This window comes from Stenomitos rutilans (assembly GCF_059505485.1).
Genome location: NZ_JCACKR010000090.1, coordinates 176,492 through 194,674, shown reverse-complemented (window position 1 = coordinate 194,674; position 18,183 = coordinate 176,492). Strand labels below are relative to the sequence as shown.

Here is an 18,183-nt window from a genome sequence, read left to right as displayed (position 1 = left end):
CAGGTGTTGAGATCAGGGCTTCGCTTTGAACATTACCACCGAGTATCGAGGAAAAAGGCAACATGAACATCAGCAAATGGTGCGTAAGTGCCGTGCTAGCGCTATCGGCAAGTGGTTTGTGTCTTGGCTTACCAGCGCAGGCTGTGCAGTTAGCAGACGGCAGAACTTACTTCGTGCAGCCACCCCGGTTTGAAGGGGCAACGGCAACACAGAAAACGGCATATTTCTGGGGATCGACTTACTATTTCACGCTATCGATACCAAAGAACGCTGGTGAGTCGTTGCAAAAGGTCATGATTGCGCCAGAAGATGGCCCCGATCGTGCCCGGTTTGATGTCAGCCAAACAGAAGTGGGGGCGAAAACAGGCGATCGTGAAGTGAGAGTACCACTCAGGGAGGTCATTCAAGATCCGAAAACCCGTGAGATCATGGTCACGTTTAACGAACCTGTAGCACCGGGCAGTGTAGTCAGAATTGGGCTCTACGCTGTTCGCAACCCAGATGTGGGTGGCGTATACCTGTATGGCGTGACAGCCTATCCCACAGGAGAACAGCCCTACGGTCAATTCTTAGGGTATGGCCGCATCCAAATTACCGACCCCAGTTTCTTCCGTCGTGGGTTCTTTTAGATGACCCGCTGCGATGCAGTCATCAATGACCTGTTGCACAACGGTCCACAATGCTGGCGCGCCAACCTGAATGGGAGCCATCCGCTGAAGCACTTTATCGCTGGTGACCTGGTGCAGTTTCCAGGTATGTCCGCCCGTTTGCTGGTTGTTGAGGAGGGGCTGAAGGCGATCGAGCGCGGCTGCAAATTGGGCAGCAGGCGTTTCCTGGGCTTCAAACTCATCCCACAAGGCACGAAAAGCTACAGCCTGATCGGGTGGCAACAAACCAAAGAGGCGATCGGCGGCCTGAGTTTCGCGATCGGCTTTGCTCTGGTTGCCCTGCTCGTCGTAGCAAAATGTGTCGCCTGCATCGATTTCCACCAGATCGTGCAGCAGCAGCAGTTTGATCACATGCAGGACATCGATCGAGGCTGGTGCATATTCGGCCAGGACGATCGCCATCAGCGCAATGTGCCAGGAATGCTCAGCGCTATTTTCGCGACGGGAGCCATTCGTGAGTAAGGTTTGTCGCAGCACTTGCTTGAGCTTATCAACTTCAATCACAAACTGAATCTGCTGTGCGAGTCGAGCGGACGGCATGCAAATCTCCTTTAAGGACTGCCCAATAGCGACAATGAGTAAGACGGCTGGTGTTGCCTATAAAACTGCTGAATAGCGAACATAGGCGTGATTGATCTGGTGGAAAAGACGATGGAAGGGTGTGGTGGCCGCGCTACTCCAAGTCGTCAAACCACCGCTCCAAATCCGCGATCACGTTGAACGACAAGAGCGCTTCACCTAGAGTCTCTAGCTGCTCCAACGACAGAGTTTCGATGCGTGAGCGAAGTGTCGCTGGAACATCTCCAACTTGGCGCGTCAGCAAGCGGAGGACGAGCGATCGTTCTCCTTCTTGTCGTCCTTCTTGTCGCCCTTCTTGTCGTCCTTCTTGTCGTCCTTCAGCTTTGATAGCTTGATAGGTGACTGACTCTTGCATCACATCCCTCCGCAAGACTTGTTGAATCGCTGCCTGCTCCAATAGTAGCCCAGCTAGAATGAACGTTGAGGCTGCCACATTGCTCTGGGTGCGGGCATCCGCAATCTGATCAATTTTTTGCGCGACTTGCTGAAGCGTGCCAAGGCGATCGGCTGTTTGACTTAAGACAGCAAAGGGTAACAAGCCAGGAGACTGGAGGAACGCATGAGTCGGTTGTTCCCACAAACGGATGACTGTAAACTCGTGACGAGTGCTTTCCAGCTCAAATGTCGTTTGCCGTGCTCGATCGGAAGTCGTTGGCTGTAAGTAAAGCACCACCTGTCGCATCCGTTTGTGAGGAAAGCGGCGATAGACCCGCAAGCGGTAATCAACCATGCGAAAGGGAATGTCTGGCTTGGGCTGTGTTTGGAACTCTAGATGCAACACCACTGTCTCGGCTTGCAGCAAGATCAAAGCATCAGCGCGGATTGGCTCTAACGAGAGTTCCGATGGACTTAGCTCCGTGAGCGTGATGGGTTCTCCAAGCAGCCAGGTGGCGAAATCGGTGGGAAAGGCTTCCACCAAAAATTTGCAGATGTTGTCGAACATCGTGTCATTGTGACATAGCCTTTACCATTCCTTCATCTTGATGGGGCAATTCGATCGATCAACAGGTCAATGCGTTCTACTGATGGATTGATTCGCTTACTTGATGAAGCAATTTACCGATTCAACGAATTAATGCGCGTTCTCGACGAGTTGATTCGCCTGGTCGATGCGGCGATTCGTTTTCTGAAGGGGACGATTGATCGCTCAATGGCATAAAACTGATTCAGGTAGGCAGTGATTGCACAGGCTCATGTAACAGGCTCATATAGATGGGGGGCACTCATTGCCAAGATAGCCTTACGTGTTGAGCGTATCCTCGCCAGGATAGGGGGTGAGAATTTCGACGCCTGTATCGGTAACGGCGATCGTGTGTTCGCACTGAGCAGAAAGTTTGCGATCGCGCGTCACTGCCGTCCACTTATCGGCGAGGACTTTCACTTCCCAGGTGCCTTCGTTGATCATCGGCTCGATGGTGAACACCATGCCTGAGCGCAGTTTTTTGCCCGTACCGGCTTTGCCGTAGTGGGGAATTTGAGGCGCAGTATGAAAGATTTTGCTGATGCCGTGTCCCACAAAATCTTGCACCACTGAGAACCCTTGCGATTCTGCATACTCCTGAATGGCTGCACCAATGTCGCCAATCTTGGCACCGGGCTTCACCGCAGCAATGCCTCGACGACGGCATTCATCGGTGACTTCGACGAGTTTACGGGCGATCGAAGACGGCTCGCCAACAAAAAACATCCTGGACGTATCGCCGTGATAGCCGTCCAAAATGACCGTGACATCAATGTTGATGATGTCGCCATCTTTCAGAATTTGCTTAGCGTTTGGAATGCCGTGACAAACCACCTCATTCACACTGGTGCAAATGGATTTGGGGAACCCTTTATAGCCCAACGGGGCACTCTTCGCCCCATGCGCTTGAGTCCATCGTTCGGCTTCGTCGTTGAGTGCGAGGGTGCTCACACCGGGCTGCACCAGGGAAGAAAGGTGATGCAACAGTTCTGCTGCCAGGTGTCCCGCCTGACGCATTTTGTCGATTTCCCTTGGGGACAGGAGAGTAATGACTTCGCGTTCCATAGACCACTATTCTACTGACAAAGGGCTTGCAACGGGCGGAGTTCTGCGGGAGTTAGATCGCGCCATTGACCGGGGGCGAGTCCGGTGAGTTGAAGGTGCCCGATCGCCGTCCGCACCAGTCGCAACGTGGGAAAATTGACTGTAGCTGTCATCCGACGCACCTGTCGATTACGCCCTTCTGTCAGCGTTAGTTCTAACCATGCTGTCGGCACCGTTTTACGAAACCGAATGGGCGGATCGCGTGGCGGCAACGCTGGTTCTTCTGCCAATAGCGTGACCGTCGCTGGACGTGTTTTAGTGCCCTGAATGATTACCCCCTGCCGTAGCTGTTGCAGCGCCGCCGCATCGGGCACTCGCTCGACCTGCACCCAATAAGTACGCGGATGCTGAAACTTGGGGTCACTCAAGCGATGCTGCAAGGAGCCGTGATTGGTCAGCAGGAGCAGTCCTTCACTGTCACGATCGAGCCGCCCCACTGGATACACGCCCGTCACCGGAACGTAGTCTTTGAGCGTGCGCCGCACCCCATTTGAGCCGTCATCCGTAAACTGGCACAGCACATCATAGGGTTTATAGAACAGCAGGTAGCGGTAGGGCACAGGCTTAGAAGCAATATCAACGAAGGGTTCGTCTATTTTGGCTGAGGGCGAAGCGGCGGGTTGGGCTTGAGAGGACTAAACTCGCAAACGTAGGGAAACATGACGCTCATGCGGGCATCGTAGCCGACGTATTGACCGCTGGCATCGTAAACCTGATCGCGATTGTTGCCACATCGGGCATACCAGGTCAGGCTTCTCGCTGTGCTGATAGGGCGCACCAAAAAATATTGCTTGTCGCCAGTCGCGCTCTGCCCTCGGTTCACAACAACGTCGCCGTAACCGGGGAGATTTGAGAAGAGTTTTTCATTGGGGCCAAGCGCAATGGTTTCGGGACGGGGGCCGCGTCGCACCACCCATTGCGTCGTTTGGTTGGCGTTAGTCACAAAGCAGTAGCCCGCCGCACCATACGGCTTAACGCTCCAGTCCAGCAAATAACCATAGGCCGTACGTTGGCTGATTTTGACAATGAGTTGATTACCCGAAACGCGATATTTACTCGCCGTAAAGCTACCACAGGCACCGATTTTGTCTGCGCCGGGGGCGATCGCGCCAGCAGGCATGGTCATGAGGACAGCCGAAATGCCTGACATTAAAAAACTAAAGCGTTTAAACATGAGCTTTTCGATCGCGTGTCGCACTAAAGCACTTTTCCAACGTTGCTTGAGGCTAGAGCCATGACAGCACCAGGGCTTTTAGACATTCACAGCCAAACGCCTTCAGGATTTTATCAAGGCAAGAGGTAAAGTGCCATCGCCCTGTTGAGCAGCGCATGGATGGGTGGAGGCGTCAACGAGTCGTTCAGTACAGGCACTCAGCCACCCATTGCCCCATTCACTAAAGCTAACAATCTGTTAGATGATCCGAAAGCGCGCGGCTGACGGTCTGCCAGCAAGGTCACACCAATGCTTCAAGCCACCGGACATAAACGCTGGAGCATGACCTTCAACTGTTCTGCATCTTCTAGATACAACACATACTCATGGTCGCCGATCGGGACGTTTTGTCCTTCCAGATCGTCCCCGTACTGCTCCGCCAGGATGAGAATCGGTACATCACGAGCAGGTTTTGTGTTTTCACGAATTCTTTGCCCGATCGCCAGCGTCGCCTCAATTGGTTGCTTGTATTGATTGAGTAGGATGAGGCCAAACTGTTGATGGACTCCCTGCGATCGCTGTATCGCATCGGCTTCGTCCAGCGCCATAATGACGTCATACCCCCAATTTTGCAGATTAGTCTTCAAACTGGGCCGGACATCGTTATCGGGTTCAACGACAAAAAGGCGAGGTGATAGAGTGTGTCGCTGGTTCATTGTTCGTAAGAGGAAGGACAAAAGGCAAGCTGCGTTTGACTTATTATGATTCCCTCAACAGGCGCGCATACTCCGCTTGAGTGGCTTTAAAGCATTCACAAGCAGAGGCTTCTAGCGCCGTCTGGTTGAAGATTTGAACCTTACCCCGCCGATATTGAATCAGTTTGCGCTCTTGCAGCCGTTGCGCCGCCTGCGTCACCCCCGATCGCCGCACGCCCAGCATCTCAGCAATAAACTCCTGCGTTAGAGGCAGGTAATTGGACTGAATGCGCGTTTGCGTTTCAAGCAACCAGCGCGGCAGGCGTTGATCGAGCGTATGAAGTGCGTTGCAAGCCGCCGTTTGCGAAACCTGCGCCAAAAATGCCTGCGTATAGCGTAAGAGCAACTCATATAGTTCAGCATGACGCTCGAACTCTTGACGCAAGATCTGAGCCTCAATTTTCATCGCGTCGCCTCCAACTTGGGCGATGTAGGTCGTCTGTGTGCTTTCACGTATGCCCATCACAGCATTAAGACCTAACACTTCCCGACTGCCGACCATCCCAACCTCTGCTGTCATCCCATCTTGCATGGCAAGCGTGATTGAGAGGAGACAGTTAAGCGGGAAATAGACTTGGGTCAAGGGTTCGCCAGGATGGTGAATGATCGTACCTTGAGATAAAGTGACTTGATCAAGGTGAGGCGTCAATCGATCGTGTACATCCGCCGGGAGCGCGGCCAGTATTTGATTTTCAGCGGTCATAGAAGCCTCAAAAACAGGGTGGTAGGACTTACGCAAAAGCGGTCATCTTTCGCCCTCTAGCTCCCAATTCATAGCCCTTTAGTCATTCAAGAAAGCAGGGTGGTTTCATGTATCAGAAGAAAAAAGGTTGGCAACAGATTGTGGAGCGGATGAAACAGATAACCCAAACAAAAAGCCACCTAATACCAATTTGAATTGAAAATGCGACACATCCTGTAGGGGCAAGGCAATGCCTTGCCCCTACCCACCGATTGATCTGTAGCCGTCATTCTTTAAATCGGTATAACCCATCCATTTCAGCGGTTTGCCATCCGTTGCTCATTTGATTTCCTTGTATGAAACCACCCTGCTTTAGTCATTCAAGAAAGGGGAACCAAGCCAATACCCAGAATTAGGAGTTTGGGGGCCAAATGCGTAAGTCCTACTTAATGATCCACAGTAATAGTTGCGAAAGCAAAGATCCGTTCAGTTCCGAACAGTAGAAACGCTCCGTTACACCCACTAACGCTTCAAAGCAACGGTGCGCTTAAGCATTACCAAACCGAAAGGCCAGCAGCGAAGGACGCAGACACAAGTAGGCGAGAGGCCCTAGCAAGGGAACCCATACAGCCACTTGAAAGAGGCGAGAATCGTTTGCCAACCCACGTCGCGCCATATCATCTTGTAACAGCGTGGGGTAGGGGAACAGCACACAGAACAGACAAAAGGCAAGACTCATGCCATACACAAACCGATTGGTCACAAACTCCTGCGCAAAAGCAGCCCAATCGCCACACACAAGGGCAAAAAGCAGCAGCAGCATCGTGCTGATCGTTAAAACGATGCCAGTCTTTTGCGAATCTAGTACAGCCAGCCAGGGATCTTTTTCACCCGCAAAGGATTGATTGGGCTGACGCAACGCCAGGTAGGGAATGAGCGCAATCACGCCAGTGACGATCGAGGCCAGCATAAACATCCACGCCGATAAGGACTGCATTCTGCCATCGGCAAAAATGAGGCAACTGTAGATCAAGAGCCAAATACCCACCAGGCTAAACAGCGACAGAATCACTGGATTAATCGACGGAAGGTGTCCTGTTAATAGCGCTTGCAGGGGTTGAAACGTATCAGGCTGTAAGGGCGGAGCCAAAAACAGCACATAAAGAATGAAACCAAGCCAAATCAACCAGAGTGTCAGCGATCGTGCCATAACAGGCGATCCCCATTGCCTACGCTTGATTGTTAAAGCTGAGTCGGGTCAAATACACCTCCCCAAGGCAGATTGCTCAAGATCTGGAGTGCGATCGCGAGAGCTCTTTGTCGCTAGAGCAATTTAAAGTTTCAATCAAGTCCATCCTGAAATCTCTTGCCGTCCACAGTTTGCTGGTTCATGCTGGGCTAGATGACCCGTTCATTCTCCTGACGTAGCAAATATGCGATCCATTATTTTGACTCTAGTACTTGTGGGTATAGCCAGTCCTGCTCTGTCCGCTACATGCGAAGAAAGCTTTCAGAAAAAAGGTGATTTTTTCAACGGCAGCGCCTTTGCTGCACGAGTTCAGATTGAGGGAGGCACTGTCGAGAAAACGTTTTCCCAGTTGCGTCCCATTCTGGCCCGCGATGGCATCAAGACGATCAGCACTGATACCAGCATGGGCGTGATGAAAGCCGAAAATCCCGCTACAGCCTTTCAGCGTGCCTTGCCGATCGATGTCTATGCCACTGTGGACGGCACTCTGCTCAACGTCGAAATGGTCTTTACCCTTCCGAGTGGGGTGGGCGCTCGTCGAGAGACCGTTAGAGATCACCTATGTAGTGCGCTTAACCAATTGCTGCCCAAAGACGATACAGTGTCGGCTGTGCCAGTGAAGGATGATGCTACGGCGATTGAAGTCGATGCCGCAACTCTCGCGAAACAAGTCAAAGAATCGGCAGACAACCCTGCCCGTCTGCGCTTGAATTTTACTGGCAAAACGTTTCGGGTAAACGGCAAAGTGCTCGACATTGCAGAGAGTGCTGGCTCTTATACAGTATCGTTTGACAGCAGCCAAACCGCACCAAGTAAGGTCTCCACAGACAAGACGAATCGAACGACGGTTTTGTGTACGATGGCTAAAAACCAGGATGCTGCAGTCGCCGCGTTGCAGACCAATCAGCGTGCAACTTTAGTGGGGCGGTTTCAAAGGTTTGACCGCAACGTGAATACCATTCAACTACAAGACTGCATTGGGCGCTAAGTTTTGAGATTTTTCGCTGATCAATTCCAGCTTTAGTGGCGGTTTAATACAACTGGACAAGTTGATATTGGTCAAGCCCAGTCAACAGAACGTGCTGCTGATGCAGATAATACCAAATTAAATTGAAAATGCGGCACACCCTGTAGGGTCAAGGCATTGCCTTGACCCTACCCAGCAATGGATCTGTAGTCATCATTCTTTAAATCGGTATAACCTGAATGTCATCGCCTTGACGAATAAATAACTCATCAGTTACTATTTGTTCATGGCTAGAACTCCAACCATTACCCAGGCTCAGATTCTGGAGGCCGCTCGCGCCGTCTTTTTAGAACAAGGCTTCAACGCGACAACGGTAGATGTGGCAAAGCGTGCGGGTATTTCCAGTGCCAGTATTTTTAAGCACTTCCCCACTAAAGAAGCGCTGTTCTTTGCGTCAATGTCAGACACGAGCCGCGATCGTCTTTGGACAAACGCACTCGAAGCTGACATTGGACAGGGTGATCCGCGATCAGATCTACTCAAAATCGCCTTGCAGACTGCGGCTTACACAGAAGTAATGCTGCCACGCATGATGCTGGCCTGGTCGGTGCGACAACCCGGTGAAATCGTCATGCCGCCTGATGTTGAGTCTGATTTTGCCGCGCTGACTGCCTACCTCGCGCGTGAGATGGCACTTGGACGCATTGCACGGGGCGATCCAACTATTCCAGCGCTCACGTTATTCCATACGGTTGTGGGATTTGTGATGAGCCAAACCCTGCAAAGCACGGCAGTTCACCTTGATACAAGCCGTTTTCTGGAGGATTTTGTCAATCTCCTCTGGCGCGGACTCGACCCCAACGAATAGACCTCGCAAGCTTTTTTCGATTCAAAAATAACTAATCAATTACTTATAAATTCACCTTTTCCATAAACGCTTTCAAGCGCTCACTGACCCTCTGCTCATCAAGACGAAGGACTAAGCACCATGACGGCAACACATCCGAGCATCCACCTCGACCCGGTAGATATTACAGCACCTAGTTTCAGAGCCAATCCGTTTCCAACCTTCAAACGCTGGCGAGCATCCCGGCCTGTTGTGCCCGTTCGAGCGTTTGGGGAACGTGCCTGGATTGTTACTCGCTATGACGATGTAATGGCTGCGCTCACAGACGATCGCCTCGTCAAAGATCGCCGTAATGTTCGAGATCCAACCAAAAAGCACCGAGAGGTGTGGCTACCGGGATTCATCAGACCCCTCCAGCACAACATGCTGGAGACTGACCCACCCGACCACACACGTCTGCGGTCTTTAGTGCATCAAGCGTTTATGCCACGACTAATCGCAAAGATGCAAGCCCGCATTCACCTCCTGGCTCATGAACTGATTGGTCACGTTCAAGCGAACGGCGAGATGGATTTGATCAATGACTTTGCCTTGCCCATCCCAATGGTTGTGATCAGCGAAATGTTTGGCGTGGCTGAACGCGATCGGGCCGCTTTTCACCGTTGGTCAAATGTTGCGGTGAGCGTGACTAAACCCCTTGACGGTGTGCTGGCAATCCCCAACTTGTACCAACTCGTGCGGTTTCTGCGCCGATTGTTCCACGAACACCGCCTTAACCCACAGGATGATTTAACGAGCGCCCTGCTGCAAGCCGAAGCTGAAGGCTCGCAATTAGCCGAAGACGAACTCATTGGGATGGTGGGGATTTTGCTCAGCGCGGGTCACGAAACAACCGTCAACTTAATTGGGAACGGAGTGTTGGCCTTGCTGACGCACCCAGCAGACCGCGATCGCCTTCGCGCTGACCCCACCCTGATGAAAGCTGCGATCGAAGAACTGATGCGCTACAGCCCTCCTGTCTTGTTTGCCACCTCTCGCTATGCCCGTGAAGATCTGACGATCGCGGGTACTCAGATTCCCAAAGGCGAGATGGTGCTGGCGGCATTGGGATCAGCGAATTACGACGAATCAAAATTTGAAGATCCAGAAACCCTTATGCTCGATCGACCCAACAATCAGCACGTTGGTTTTGGCTCAGGTATACACTACTGCCTGGGTGCGCCCCTCGCACGACTGGAAGCCAGCATTGCGTTTCAGGTACTTTTTGAGCAGTTGCCCAAGCTCCGACTCGCCGTTCCGCCTGAACAGTTGCGCTGGCATTCGAGCCTGATTACCCGTGGCGTAAAAGCCCTTCCCGTCAAGTTCTGACTTGACCAAACACTAAATGGGGAAAAGATAGAGATACTACTGATGCAAATGTTACGTCAAAGGGGACGATCGTTAAAAGTTCATCGCTCTATGTACCTACAAATTTGCAAGACGGGCTTCTACTGTGTCATTACATCAAAATCGTTGCTGAAGATTTCACAGGTATAGCGGCATGGCGGTCTGGTCGGTATCAAAGGCTCTGTGCCCTACGAATCATCTGTGAAACCTCTTTACTAGCATTTAGACTCGTCAGTTCCATCTCTGGGTGTTGCTTTTTGAAAACGCGAAAAACTTCATCTGCAAATGCTTGACCGATCGCTTCTATACCCAAAAAGTCAAAGACAACTACTTTGAAGTTATCAACTCCAGCAAGTAGCCGTTTTGCTTGAGAACGTGACACTAAGCGCTCATCGCCATATTAAGCAAGACGAACTGGCACCACTGTCTTCGTAGAAGCATAGTCATCATCTGAGGAAAACTGATCGAAAACTTGTTTAGAAGTTCTCGATGTATTGTTGTTGAGCTTCATGCAAACCAGTGTTCCAGTTTGAAACCGATTTTCTTCTACAATCCAGTCTTCTGAATCATTGAACTCGTGCGAGAAGTAGACATTTCCAGAGCGGATGACAAATTCGTCGAACATACGCGATGTAAAAAAGATACCCTGACCACTATGACGATCTGGATCAGTTGTAAGCTTACCCTTCGCTAGTTCAAGCACTGCATGACGCTCATCATCAAGGCACAACTCTCTGGATTTTCTTAAAAATTCCTTCTCCGTCATCAACGATAAAAATCCCAGTATCGACTGCTGTTCTCTCAACTTGAATGATGACCTTGGTACCAGATGAATGATCGATAGCGTTATTCAACATCTCAGTAAAGCCATACACCCAGACTTCTTTGACGTTATCAAGTAGATCGGATACTAAAGGTTTGATATCGGAATCCCAAACAACATCTTCTTCGAGCTTGCTATTTAGCTGATATGTCTGCATCCATTCAATTAATGGATGTAGTTTTTAGATTCTACTTTTCGTAGACCCTTCAGCCGCAATCGCTTTTTGTTCAACTAAACGTTGAATGTGCTTACTAACGGCTTGCCTGCTAATGCCGAACATTTGAGCAGTCAACGTAGCAACGTCGTTTGGATGCTCTTCTAGGTTCGTCAAGATAAACTGACGAATCTGCTCCCCTCGTTGACGAACCTTGACCATTAGCGTTTACCCACCCACAGCGTCAACCTTATCACTCCTTATTGTCAACCTTACGCTGTTATTGTCAACCTTGAATGCTGTGATAGTCGAACATTTCCTATTTGATGAGTCGGTAGCGACCGATCGCCGTCAGTGAAAAGTGCTGTTGATAGAGGTGGTACTTCAGGTAAAAGTGGCAGGGAAAGCCCGTACCTGTGAAGTAGTCTTCATCCCAAGTACCATCGGGTCGCTGGGTTTGCAGGAGGTATTGAATGCCGCGATCGATCGCCTCCATTGCATACGTCCCAACGGCATCACCTGCTGCCATCAACCCAAGCAGCGCCCAGGCCGTTTGCGATGCGGTACTGTCTCCCTGCCCTTTCAGCGACGGATCGTTGTAGCTAAAGCAGGTTTCGCCCCAGCCACCATCCGCATTTTGGCATCCGGCTAACCAACGTGCACCCCGCTCAATTTCTCGCTGATGCGTCTTCGGTGCCACCAACGACAACGCTGCTAACACCCCGCTCGTCCCGTAAATGTAATTCACACCCCAACGACCAAACCAGCAGCCTTCGGGTTCTTGCTCGGCGCGGAGGTAGGAGAGGGCGCGATCGAGAGCGGGAGTGGGGAGTAGGGAGTGGGGAGTGGGGGGAGAGTAATGAGTCTTGAGTTCTAAGTTTTGAGTTTTGAGTTCTAAGCTTTGAGTGGAAGCTGATGGCTGACCGCTGACCGCTGACCGCTGACTGCCTTCCAACTTCCCCACCATCTCCAGCACTCTCGCGGTTACATCTGCTGTGTTGGGGTCGATCATGGCTTTGAGGTCGCCGTAGGGAATGGCGTTGAGCCAGTCTTGATCGTTGTTGATGTCGAAGGCGGCCCAACCGCCAGGGGTGCACTGCATGGTGGCAATCCAGTCTACGGCACGGGCGATCGCGGCTTGCTTCAACGGCTCATTGGGTAACTGGACGGCACACAGCGCCATGACGACGACCGCCGAATCATCCACATCCGGGTAAAAGCGGTTATCAAACTCAAACGCCCAGGCTCCGGGCTTGCCGTTGCGGTTTTTGACGGCCCAGTCGCCATAGTCGAAGATTTGCTTTTCTAGCAGCCACTCACCCCCGCGCACCAGGGCAGGATGATCGGGAGCAAGGCCAGAATCGACGAGCGATCGCATCACCAACGCGGTATCCCACACGGGCGAAATGCAGGGCTGAATCCAGTAGTGCTCATCGGTTTCCAGCGCAAAGTTATCAACGGCTTTGAGGCCGCGATCGACGATTGGGTCAGCCACGTCATAGTCAAGCGCTCGTAAAGCCAGTAAGGAGTTCAGCATGGCGGGAATGATGCCACCCCAATCGCCAGTGACTTCCTGGCGTTCCAGCACCCACTTTTCCGCCGCGTCGATGCCTTCTTGACGAAACGGCACCAGATTCAGGTTCTCTGCCAGTTTGAACGCACTATCCAGATGCACAAACAGATCTGTCCAGTCGCCCTGGCGTGGTAGCTCAAAACGCACGTTGCTGCGTCCCTCAGCATACAGTTCGTCCAGGTTAATGGCTGGATCGGTGATGTAAACAGGCTTGCGATCGAACACAATCAGCAACGGCACCGTGCTTCCCCGCGCCCAACTCGACAACTCGTAGATATTCACCGGAAACGCATCTGGCAGCAGCATGACCCAGGAGGGAATGGAGGGGAGTCCTCGCCAGTCGTAGCAGCCAATCAGCCCCAGATGAAATTTGGTAAAAATGCGGGTTTTGCTAATGCCGCCCCGCTTCAAGATGAACGATCGCGCCTTCTCTAATGCCGGATCGTTCGCAGGCACTCCCAGCAACCGCAGTGCCATGTACGCTTCCACAGAGGTACTCAGTTCGCCACCATCGCCGTAAAACAGTTCCCAACCGCCATGCTCGCGCTGCTGCGATCGCAAATACACTTCTACCTTGTGCATAGGGCGCGTTTTGTCCGTACCCCAAAGCTTGTGCAGCAGCACTACTTCTGCCGTAATGGTGACGTTCGATTCCAGTTCTGCCCACCAGTGACCCTCTGGATACTGAAGCGATAGAAGGTAATTCTGACTGCGAGCGATCGCGTCCTCTACCTGTGCACGTGAAACCTCTGGGCTATTAATTGCACCCTGCTCTTGAGTCTGCATAGCGTCATTCACTCTCAACACACCAATCCAGCCAATCCTATCGATACACCTATCGTTACAATTAGCAGATGTTGTATTTTGCCTCTTAGTGCAGAGTCTTGGCAATTAGTAACGGGTGAGAAATGGCTGAAATCGGGTTAGGAATCACAGCACTGTCACTCATCATCTGGCTGGTGCTGCTGTTCGGACGCGGGCAGTTTTGGCGATCGGATCAGTTTCTAAAGGATGAGGGCGGAGGGATGAGGGATGAAAATAATTTACTTCATCCCTCATCCCTCATCCCCCATCCCTCCATCTGCGCCATCATTCCCGCTCGCAACGAAGCCGATTTGCTGCCTGTGACGCTGCGATCGCTCCTCACCCAAAGCTATCCCAACGTTCAGATTGTGCTGGTGGATGACCACAGTACCGATGGCACGGCTGATGTAGCACGGCAGACCGCTCAGACGTGCGATCGAGCCTCAAAGCTGACGGCGATTACGGCTGAGCCACTCCCAACTGGCTGGACGGGCAAACTATGGGCAATGGAGCAGGGCATTCGCTACACGCAAACGCTGTCAATCCAACCTGACTATTTTTTGCTAACCGATGCCGATATTGAACATCATCCCGAAAAGCTGCAACAACTGGTTGCGAAAGCACTGGCGGATGATCTCGATCTGGTGTCGCTGATGGTGCTGCTGCGCTGCAAGAGTACCTGGGAAAAACTGCTGATTCCTGCCTTCGTCTTCTTCTTCCAAAAGCTCTACCCCTTCCGTTGGGCAAACGATCCCAAACGCAAACTTGCGGCGGCGGCGGGAGGCTGTATTCTCATTCGTCGTGAAGCGCTGGAGCAAATTGGAGGACTCCAAATTCTGCGTCAGGCGTTGATTGATGATTGCTCGTTGGCGCAAGCGGTGAAGGGGTTGGGGAGGAGGCAGAAGGCAGAAGGCAGAGGGCAGAAGATAGGGGAAGTAAAAGAGCAATCTTCTGAACTCAAAACGAAAAACTTTTTATCTTTCATCCTTCATCCTTTATCTTTTCTTCTTCCACCTCAAAACTCAAAACTCATAACTCATAACTCCTTCTCCCCAAACCCCTCCGGCAAAATCTGGCTGGGTCTTACCCGCGAAACTCACAGCCTGCGTCCCTACCCATCGCTCAAAACGATTTGGGATATGGTGGCTCGCACAGCGTATACCCAGTTGTACTATTCGCCTCTACTGCTGCTGGGGACGCTGGTGGGAATGACGGTAATTTATCTAGTGCCACCAATTAGCACGATCGCTGGACTCATCACCGGACATTGGCTGATTGCCTTCCTTGGGCTGGCAACCTGGCTGCTGCTGGCGATCGCCTATTTGCCAACCCTATTGCTCTACCAATGCCCTCCACTGCTGGCCTTTGGGCTACCTGCGATCGCCTTTCTTTACACCCTGATGACGCTCGATTCGGCTCTGCGTCACTGGCGCGGTCAGGGTGGAGCTTGGAAAGGACGCGTCTACTAATCCACGAACACACAGGAGTATCACTATGGACGTGCAGTTTCGGGAATTTGACCCGTTTAGCGTCTGGATCTGGATTGAATTTAATACTGTCCCCTCAGAGATGGAAAAGCAATACGTTGAGGAAGTCTTCAATTCGTGGTTCTTTTTGGGCAAATTGGGCGGTTTTAATGCTGAGAACCTCCAAGTGCAGGACGTGGGACTGGACATCAGCTACATGGAGTATGACAACGATGCTGCTGATGAAAGCCTGGTTGCACTTATGCACAACATAGGAGAAGTCGAATATGAGGGCAACTGGGGACGTTGCTGGTTTGACCTGGGTACCAGTGATGCGATCGCGTTGGATGTGCTCATCATGGCGCTGCGACAGTTCAGCAAAGATTATGTGGTTTTGGATAGCCTAATTATCGGCGGCGAAAACGATGATTGGCCGACTGGGGAAAGTCGCTATCGATCGGACACGTTTGCGGATAGTGAGATGAATTAGTGAGAAGTGAGGAAAAAAGGCAAAAGGTAAAAGGCAGAAGGCTGACCGCTGACTGCTGATGACTCAAAACATAAGGGTAAAAGGCAGAAGATTAAGATGCCAAGGATTCGAGTGATCGTGTTGGGAATGATTCAACAGGATTCGCGCTTGTTGGTTTCGGAGGGATTCGATCCGGTCAAGCAGAATTATTTCTATCGGGCGCTGGGGGGTGGCATTGAGTTTGGCGAAACGAGCCTAGAGGCACTGAAGCGAGAATTTCACGAAGAACTCCAGGCAGAATTGATGAATATTCGCTATCTCGGCTGCCTGGAAAACCTGTTCACCTATGACGGCAAGCCAGGGCATGAGCTGGTTCAACTGTATCGCTGTGATTTCGCTGATCGAACCTTTTACCAGCGAGAAGAAATCCTGTTCTCAGATAGCGATCAAACCTACACGGCTCAGTGGATTGAACGCGATCGTTTTCAGTCCGGTGAACTACGCCTGGTACCTCCTGAAGCGCTGCAATACATCGAGTTTTGAGTTCAGGAGCTAAGCGTCAGGCGTCAGAAGTCATACCAATTTGAATTGAAAATGCGACACATCCTGTAGGGACAAGGCATTGCCTTGCCCCTACCCACCGATTGATCTGTAGCCGTCATTCTTTAAATCGGTATCAGAAGTCAGAAGTCAGAATTTTCCTTGCTCCCCCTGCTCCCTCTGCCCCCTCAGCTTCCCCCCTCCCACTCCCCACGGAAGAAAATGAAGAGAAATTCACCGCTTCCGAAACGCATCGGTTATTCTGTGTGTCTTGAAGTAATGTCTCTTCTAATACGACTATGACCGCCGCTACACAACCGCCACGCTCCTACGATGTCATTGGGTTTGGGGATGAAGTTCCCGGAGTGCTGGCGCTGGTCAGTGCGGCCAGGGAGTATCGCCGTCGCACAAGTAAAGCGCTGCGAATGCTGCTGATGTTTAAGGGCAATTCTCAGGAGGGGGTTGGTGGGCATTTGGTGCGAGGAGGGCTGGCGTACCTCGATCGCTGCTCGCTACCTGCCGAGATCCGTCAATCGTATGGGTTACCGACGTTTGGTGAGCCATCTGCTATTTATCAAGAGTTTTTGCATCGGGCAGGCGTTGCCCAAATTGCCCTCGATCCACGCAAGGCAGATGCAGCGTTGCGCGCCATGTTAAGCGAGGTTGGAGCAGATATCATTAGTCGTGTGCAAATTCAGTCGGTGCTGCGCGATGGGGCTAAGCTAAAGGGCATTCAGCTTACGACTGGCAGTGTCTTTTTAGGTAAACAATTTATTGACTCTAGCGTCAATGCGGAACTGGCTCAAACAACGGGTGTAAAAAAGCTTCAGGGCTTTGGCACGTTTGGGTTACCAGATTCTGAACTGCCCGTAACGCTGGTGTTTGAAAGCCAGGGGCTGAGCATTCAACGTCTGAAAGAGATTGAGCTGAACTACCTCAAGCGCTTTACAAATCCCAACGATGCGGAAGCACAACACTACATTGCGATCGCCGCTGGCTCTGATCCAACCTTGATGGACAAGATTTGCAAAAGCTTTGTAGACGAACATGGCAATCTAAGAACGATGTACGTCGGGCAAGACCACATCGATGTGCGTAGTCAGGCGTTATCGGTGACGTATCACGCCTTCCGGGGCAAGATGATGTCTTTGGCAGACAGTGGCGTGCTGCTCGATCAGGCAAATATTGCTGTCTTAGGGGCCAATCGGCTTTCCTGGAATGCACTCATGTTCTACGTGACGGGTGCACAGGCTGAAGCACTGGCACGGGGAGCCGCGAAGCCCACACCTGCAATGGTGGATGAAATGGGCTTTGTGACGAAATGGCTGAAGAGTTTTGGCGCAACGGCTGTCAAAGCAGCATCGGAACTGTACATTCGACATGCAGGCAATATTCAAGGCGCAGTGGAACCTTTGAGTGGTGCTCAGATGCTCATGGGAGGAGTCTCTGAGGCGAATGCGATCGCAACGTTTGGCTATTATCTGGATGTACGAGGTGGTATTGCGGGGCTGGGTAAAAAGGCAGCAGCGAAGGGCATGAGCAGCATTTCTTTTCACCATCCGCCGCTATTTAATGTGGGGATTCGCCATGCGCTCATACAGTCCGTGCCAAATTTGGCGGTGGTGAGTCCGGCTTCTGGGTTTGATGGGTATGCCTGTGCGGCAGGTAGAATTGTGGAGTTTAATACGGCGGTGGGCAATGGGGTAGGGATTGCGGCTGGGATTGCGCTGTCGAGCGATCGCACATTAGCGTCAATTATGAATGCTGAGGTCAGACAGGCTCTAGCAACGACTGGAAAGCTGCCTCGCATTTATGGGCAAAGTTATGCGCTGGAAGCAAGTCGTTTACAGGATTTTGAGTCGATTATGATTGCTTAATTTGATTGTGTAATCTCTGCGGAGTTTATCGTGGACGTAAATTTGGGCTTCGCTGGGAACCTTTGTCCGGGGGACTTCCCCCCGGTCCCCCGCTATGTGGGGTCCTAATTCCCCCCAATAGACAAC

The 18,183-nt window shown here is 51.6% G+C and carries 21 protein-coding genes; 9 read left to right on the top strand and 12 right to left on the bottom strand.

Annotated features, from left to right (window positions below; genetic code table 11):
* The first annotated feature begins 62 nt into the window (after window positions 1-62).
* Window positions 63-629 (top strand): DUF2808 domain-containing protein, encoded by a 567-nt coding sequence (locus AC5JLP_RS17040; RefSeq protein ID WP_496069126.1) that lies wholly within the window; start codon window positions 63-65, stop codon window positions 627-629.
* Here the strand turns inward: AC5JLP_RS17040 and AC5JLP_RS17035 are convergent.
* Window positions 570-1,208 (bottom strand): HD domain-containing protein, encoded by a 639-nt coding sequence (locus AC5JLP_RS17035; protein WP_496069125.1) that lies wholly within the window; start codon window positions 1,206-1,208, stop codon window positions 570-572. The genes AC5JLP_RS17040 and AC5JLP_RS17035 overlap by 60 nt on opposite strands.
* A 133-nt stretch (window positions 1,209-1,341) precedes the next feature.
* A complete protein-coding gene (locus AC5JLP_RS17030) occupies window positions 1,342-2,190 on the bottom strand; it encodes an Rpn family recombination-promoting nuclease/putative transposase (RefSeq protein WP_496069124.1) in 849 nt (282 codons plus the stop codon).
* 69 nt (window positions 2,191-2,259) lie between these two features.
* Between AC5JLP_RS17030 and AC5JLP_RS17025 the strand changes: the two genes are divergently transcribed.
* Window positions 2,260-2,406, top strand: a complete 147-nt coding sequence (locus AC5JLP_RS17025) for a hypothetical protein (protein WP_496069123.1) — start codon at window positions 2,260-2,262, stop codon at window positions 2,404-2,406.
* Window positions 2,407-2,487: 81 nt separating this feature from the next.
* On the opposite strand, the gene map is transcribed toward AC5JLP_RS17025, so the two are convergent.
* From map to AC5JLP_RS16995, 6 genes are all read right to left on the bottom strand, one after another.
* The gene (gene map / locus AC5JLP_RS17020) at window positions 2,488-3,273 is read right to left on the bottom strand and encodes a type I methionyl aminopeptidase (protein ID WP_496069122.1); all 786 of its coding nucleotides are present in this window, start codon (window positions 3,271-3,273) and stop codon (window positions 2,488-2,490) included.
* Between the two features lie 11 nt (window positions 3,274-3,284).
* Complete coding sequence (locus AC5JLP_RS17015; RefSeq protein ID WP_496069121.1) at window positions 3,285-3,872, bottom strand: pseudouridine synthase; 588 nt, start codon at window positions 3,870-3,872, stop codon at window positions 3,285-3,287.
* A 32-nt stretch (window positions 3,873-3,904) separates the two neighbouring features.
* On the bottom strand, window positions 3,905-4,486 hold the full coding sequence (locus tag AC5JLP_RS17010) for a hypothetical protein (protein ID WP_496069120.1): 582 nt from the start codon (window positions 4,484-4,486) through the stop codon (window positions 3,905-3,907).
* 293 nt (window positions 4,487-4,779) lie between these two features.
* Entirely contained in the window at window positions 4,780-5,181 is a 402-nt protein-coding gene (locus tag AC5JLP_RS17005; RefSeq protein WP_496069119.1) for a response regulator, read from the bottom strand.
* A 43-nt stretch (window positions 5,182-5,224) separates the two neighbouring features.
* Window positions 5,225-5,923 (bottom strand): Crp/Fnr family transcriptional regulator, encoded by a 699-nt coding sequence (locus AC5JLP_RS17000; protein WP_496069118.1) that lies wholly within the window; start codon window positions 5,921-5,923, stop codon window positions 5,225-5,227.
* Window positions 5,924-6,449: 526 nt separating this feature from the next.
* Window positions 6,450-7,112, bottom strand: a complete 663-nt coding sequence (locus AC5JLP_RS16995; RefSeq protein ID WP_496069117.1) for a hypothetical protein — start codon at window positions 7,110-7,112, stop codon at window positions 6,450-6,452.
* Between the two features lie 238 nt (window positions 7,113-7,350).
* Here AC5JLP_RS16995 and AC5JLP_RS16990 point away from each other — a divergent pair, with 238 nt between their 5' ends.
* The 3 genes from AC5JLP_RS16990 (at window position 7,351) to AC5JLP_RS16980 (ending at window position 10,333) form a co-directional block, all read left to right on the top strand.
* A complete protein-coding gene (locus AC5JLP_RS16990) occupies window positions 7,351-8,139 on the top strand; it encodes an OB-fold protein (protein WP_496069116.1) in 789 nt (262 codons plus the stop codon).
* 265 nt (window positions 8,140-8,404) lie between these two features.
* On the top strand, window positions 8,405-8,986 hold the full coding sequence (locus tag AC5JLP_RS16985; RefSeq protein ID WP_496069115.1) for a TetR/AcrR family transcriptional regulator: 582 nt from the start codon (window positions 8,405-8,407) through the stop codon (window positions 8,984-8,986).
* 120 nt (window positions 8,987-9,106) lie between these two features.
* On the top strand, window positions 9,107-10,333 hold the full coding sequence (locus AC5JLP_RS16980) for a cytochrome P450 family protein (protein ID WP_496069114.1): 1,227 nt from the start codon (window positions 9,107-9,109) through the stop codon (window positions 10,331-10,333).
* A gap of 190 nt (window positions 10,334-10,523) precedes the next feature.
* On the opposite strand, the gene AC5JLP_RS16975 is transcribed toward AC5JLP_RS16980, so the two are convergent.
* From AC5JLP_RS16975 to shc, 4 genes are all read right to left on the bottom strand, one after another.
* Complete coding sequence (locus AC5JLP_RS16975) at window positions 10,524-10,733, bottom strand: STAS-like domain-containing protein (RefSeq protein WP_496069113.1); 210 nt, start codon at window positions 10,731-10,733, stop codon at window positions 10,524-10,526.
* An 18-nt stretch (window positions 10,734-10,751) separates the two neighbouring features.
* The gene (locus AC5JLP_RS16970; protein ID WP_496069112.1) at window positions 10,752-10,976 is read right to left on the bottom strand and encodes a hypothetical protein; all 225 of its coding nucleotides are present in this window, start codon (window positions 10,974-10,976) and stop codon (window positions 10,752-10,754) included.
* A 94-nt stretch (window positions 10,977-11,070) separates the two neighbouring features.
* Window positions 11,071-11,331 (bottom strand): hypothetical protein, encoded by a 261-nt coding sequence (locus tag AC5JLP_RS16965; protein ID WP_496069111.1) that lies wholly within the window; start codon window positions 11,329-11,331, stop codon window positions 11,071-11,073.
* Between the two features lie 316 nt (window positions 11,332-11,647).
* Window positions 11,648-13,687 (bottom strand): squalene--hopene cyclase, encoded by a 2,040-nt coding sequence (gene shc, locus AC5JLP_RS16960; RefSeq protein WP_496069110.1) that lies wholly within the window; start codon window positions 13,685-13,687, stop codon window positions 11,648-11,650.
* A gap of 122 nt (window positions 13,688-13,809) precedes the next feature.
* Between shc and AC5JLP_RS16955 the strand changes: the two genes are divergently transcribed.
* The 4 genes from AC5JLP_RS16955 (at window position 13,810) to AC5JLP_RS16940 (ending at window position 18,057) form a co-directional block, all read left to right on the top strand.
* Window positions 13,810-15,174 carry a glycosyltransferase gene (locus AC5JLP_RS16955; protein WP_496069109.1) on the top strand — a complete coding sequence of 455 codons (1,365 nt, stop codon included), beginning with the start codon at window positions 13,810-13,812 and terminating at the stop codon, window positions 15,172-15,174.
* A 25-nt stretch (window positions 15,175-15,199) separates the two neighbouring features.
* A complete protein-coding gene (locus AC5JLP_RS16950) occupies window positions 15,200-15,661 on the top strand; it encodes a DUF3531 family protein (protein WP_496069108.1) in 462 nt (153 codons plus the stop codon).
* A 96-nt stretch (window positions 15,662-15,757) separates the two neighbouring features.
* Entirely contained in the window at window positions 15,758-16,183 is a 426-nt protein-coding gene (locus AC5JLP_RS16945) for an NUDIX hydrolase (RefSeq protein WP_496069107.1), read from the top strand.
* Between the two features lie 296 nt (window positions 16,184-16,479).
* Window positions 16,480-18,057 (top strand): FAD-dependent oxidoreductase, encoded by a 1,578-nt coding sequence (locus tag AC5JLP_RS16940; RefSeq protein WP_496069106.1) that lies wholly within the window; start codon window positions 16,480-16,482, stop codon window positions 18,055-18,057.
* The last annotated feature ends 126 nt before the right edge of the window (window positions 18,058-18,183 follow it).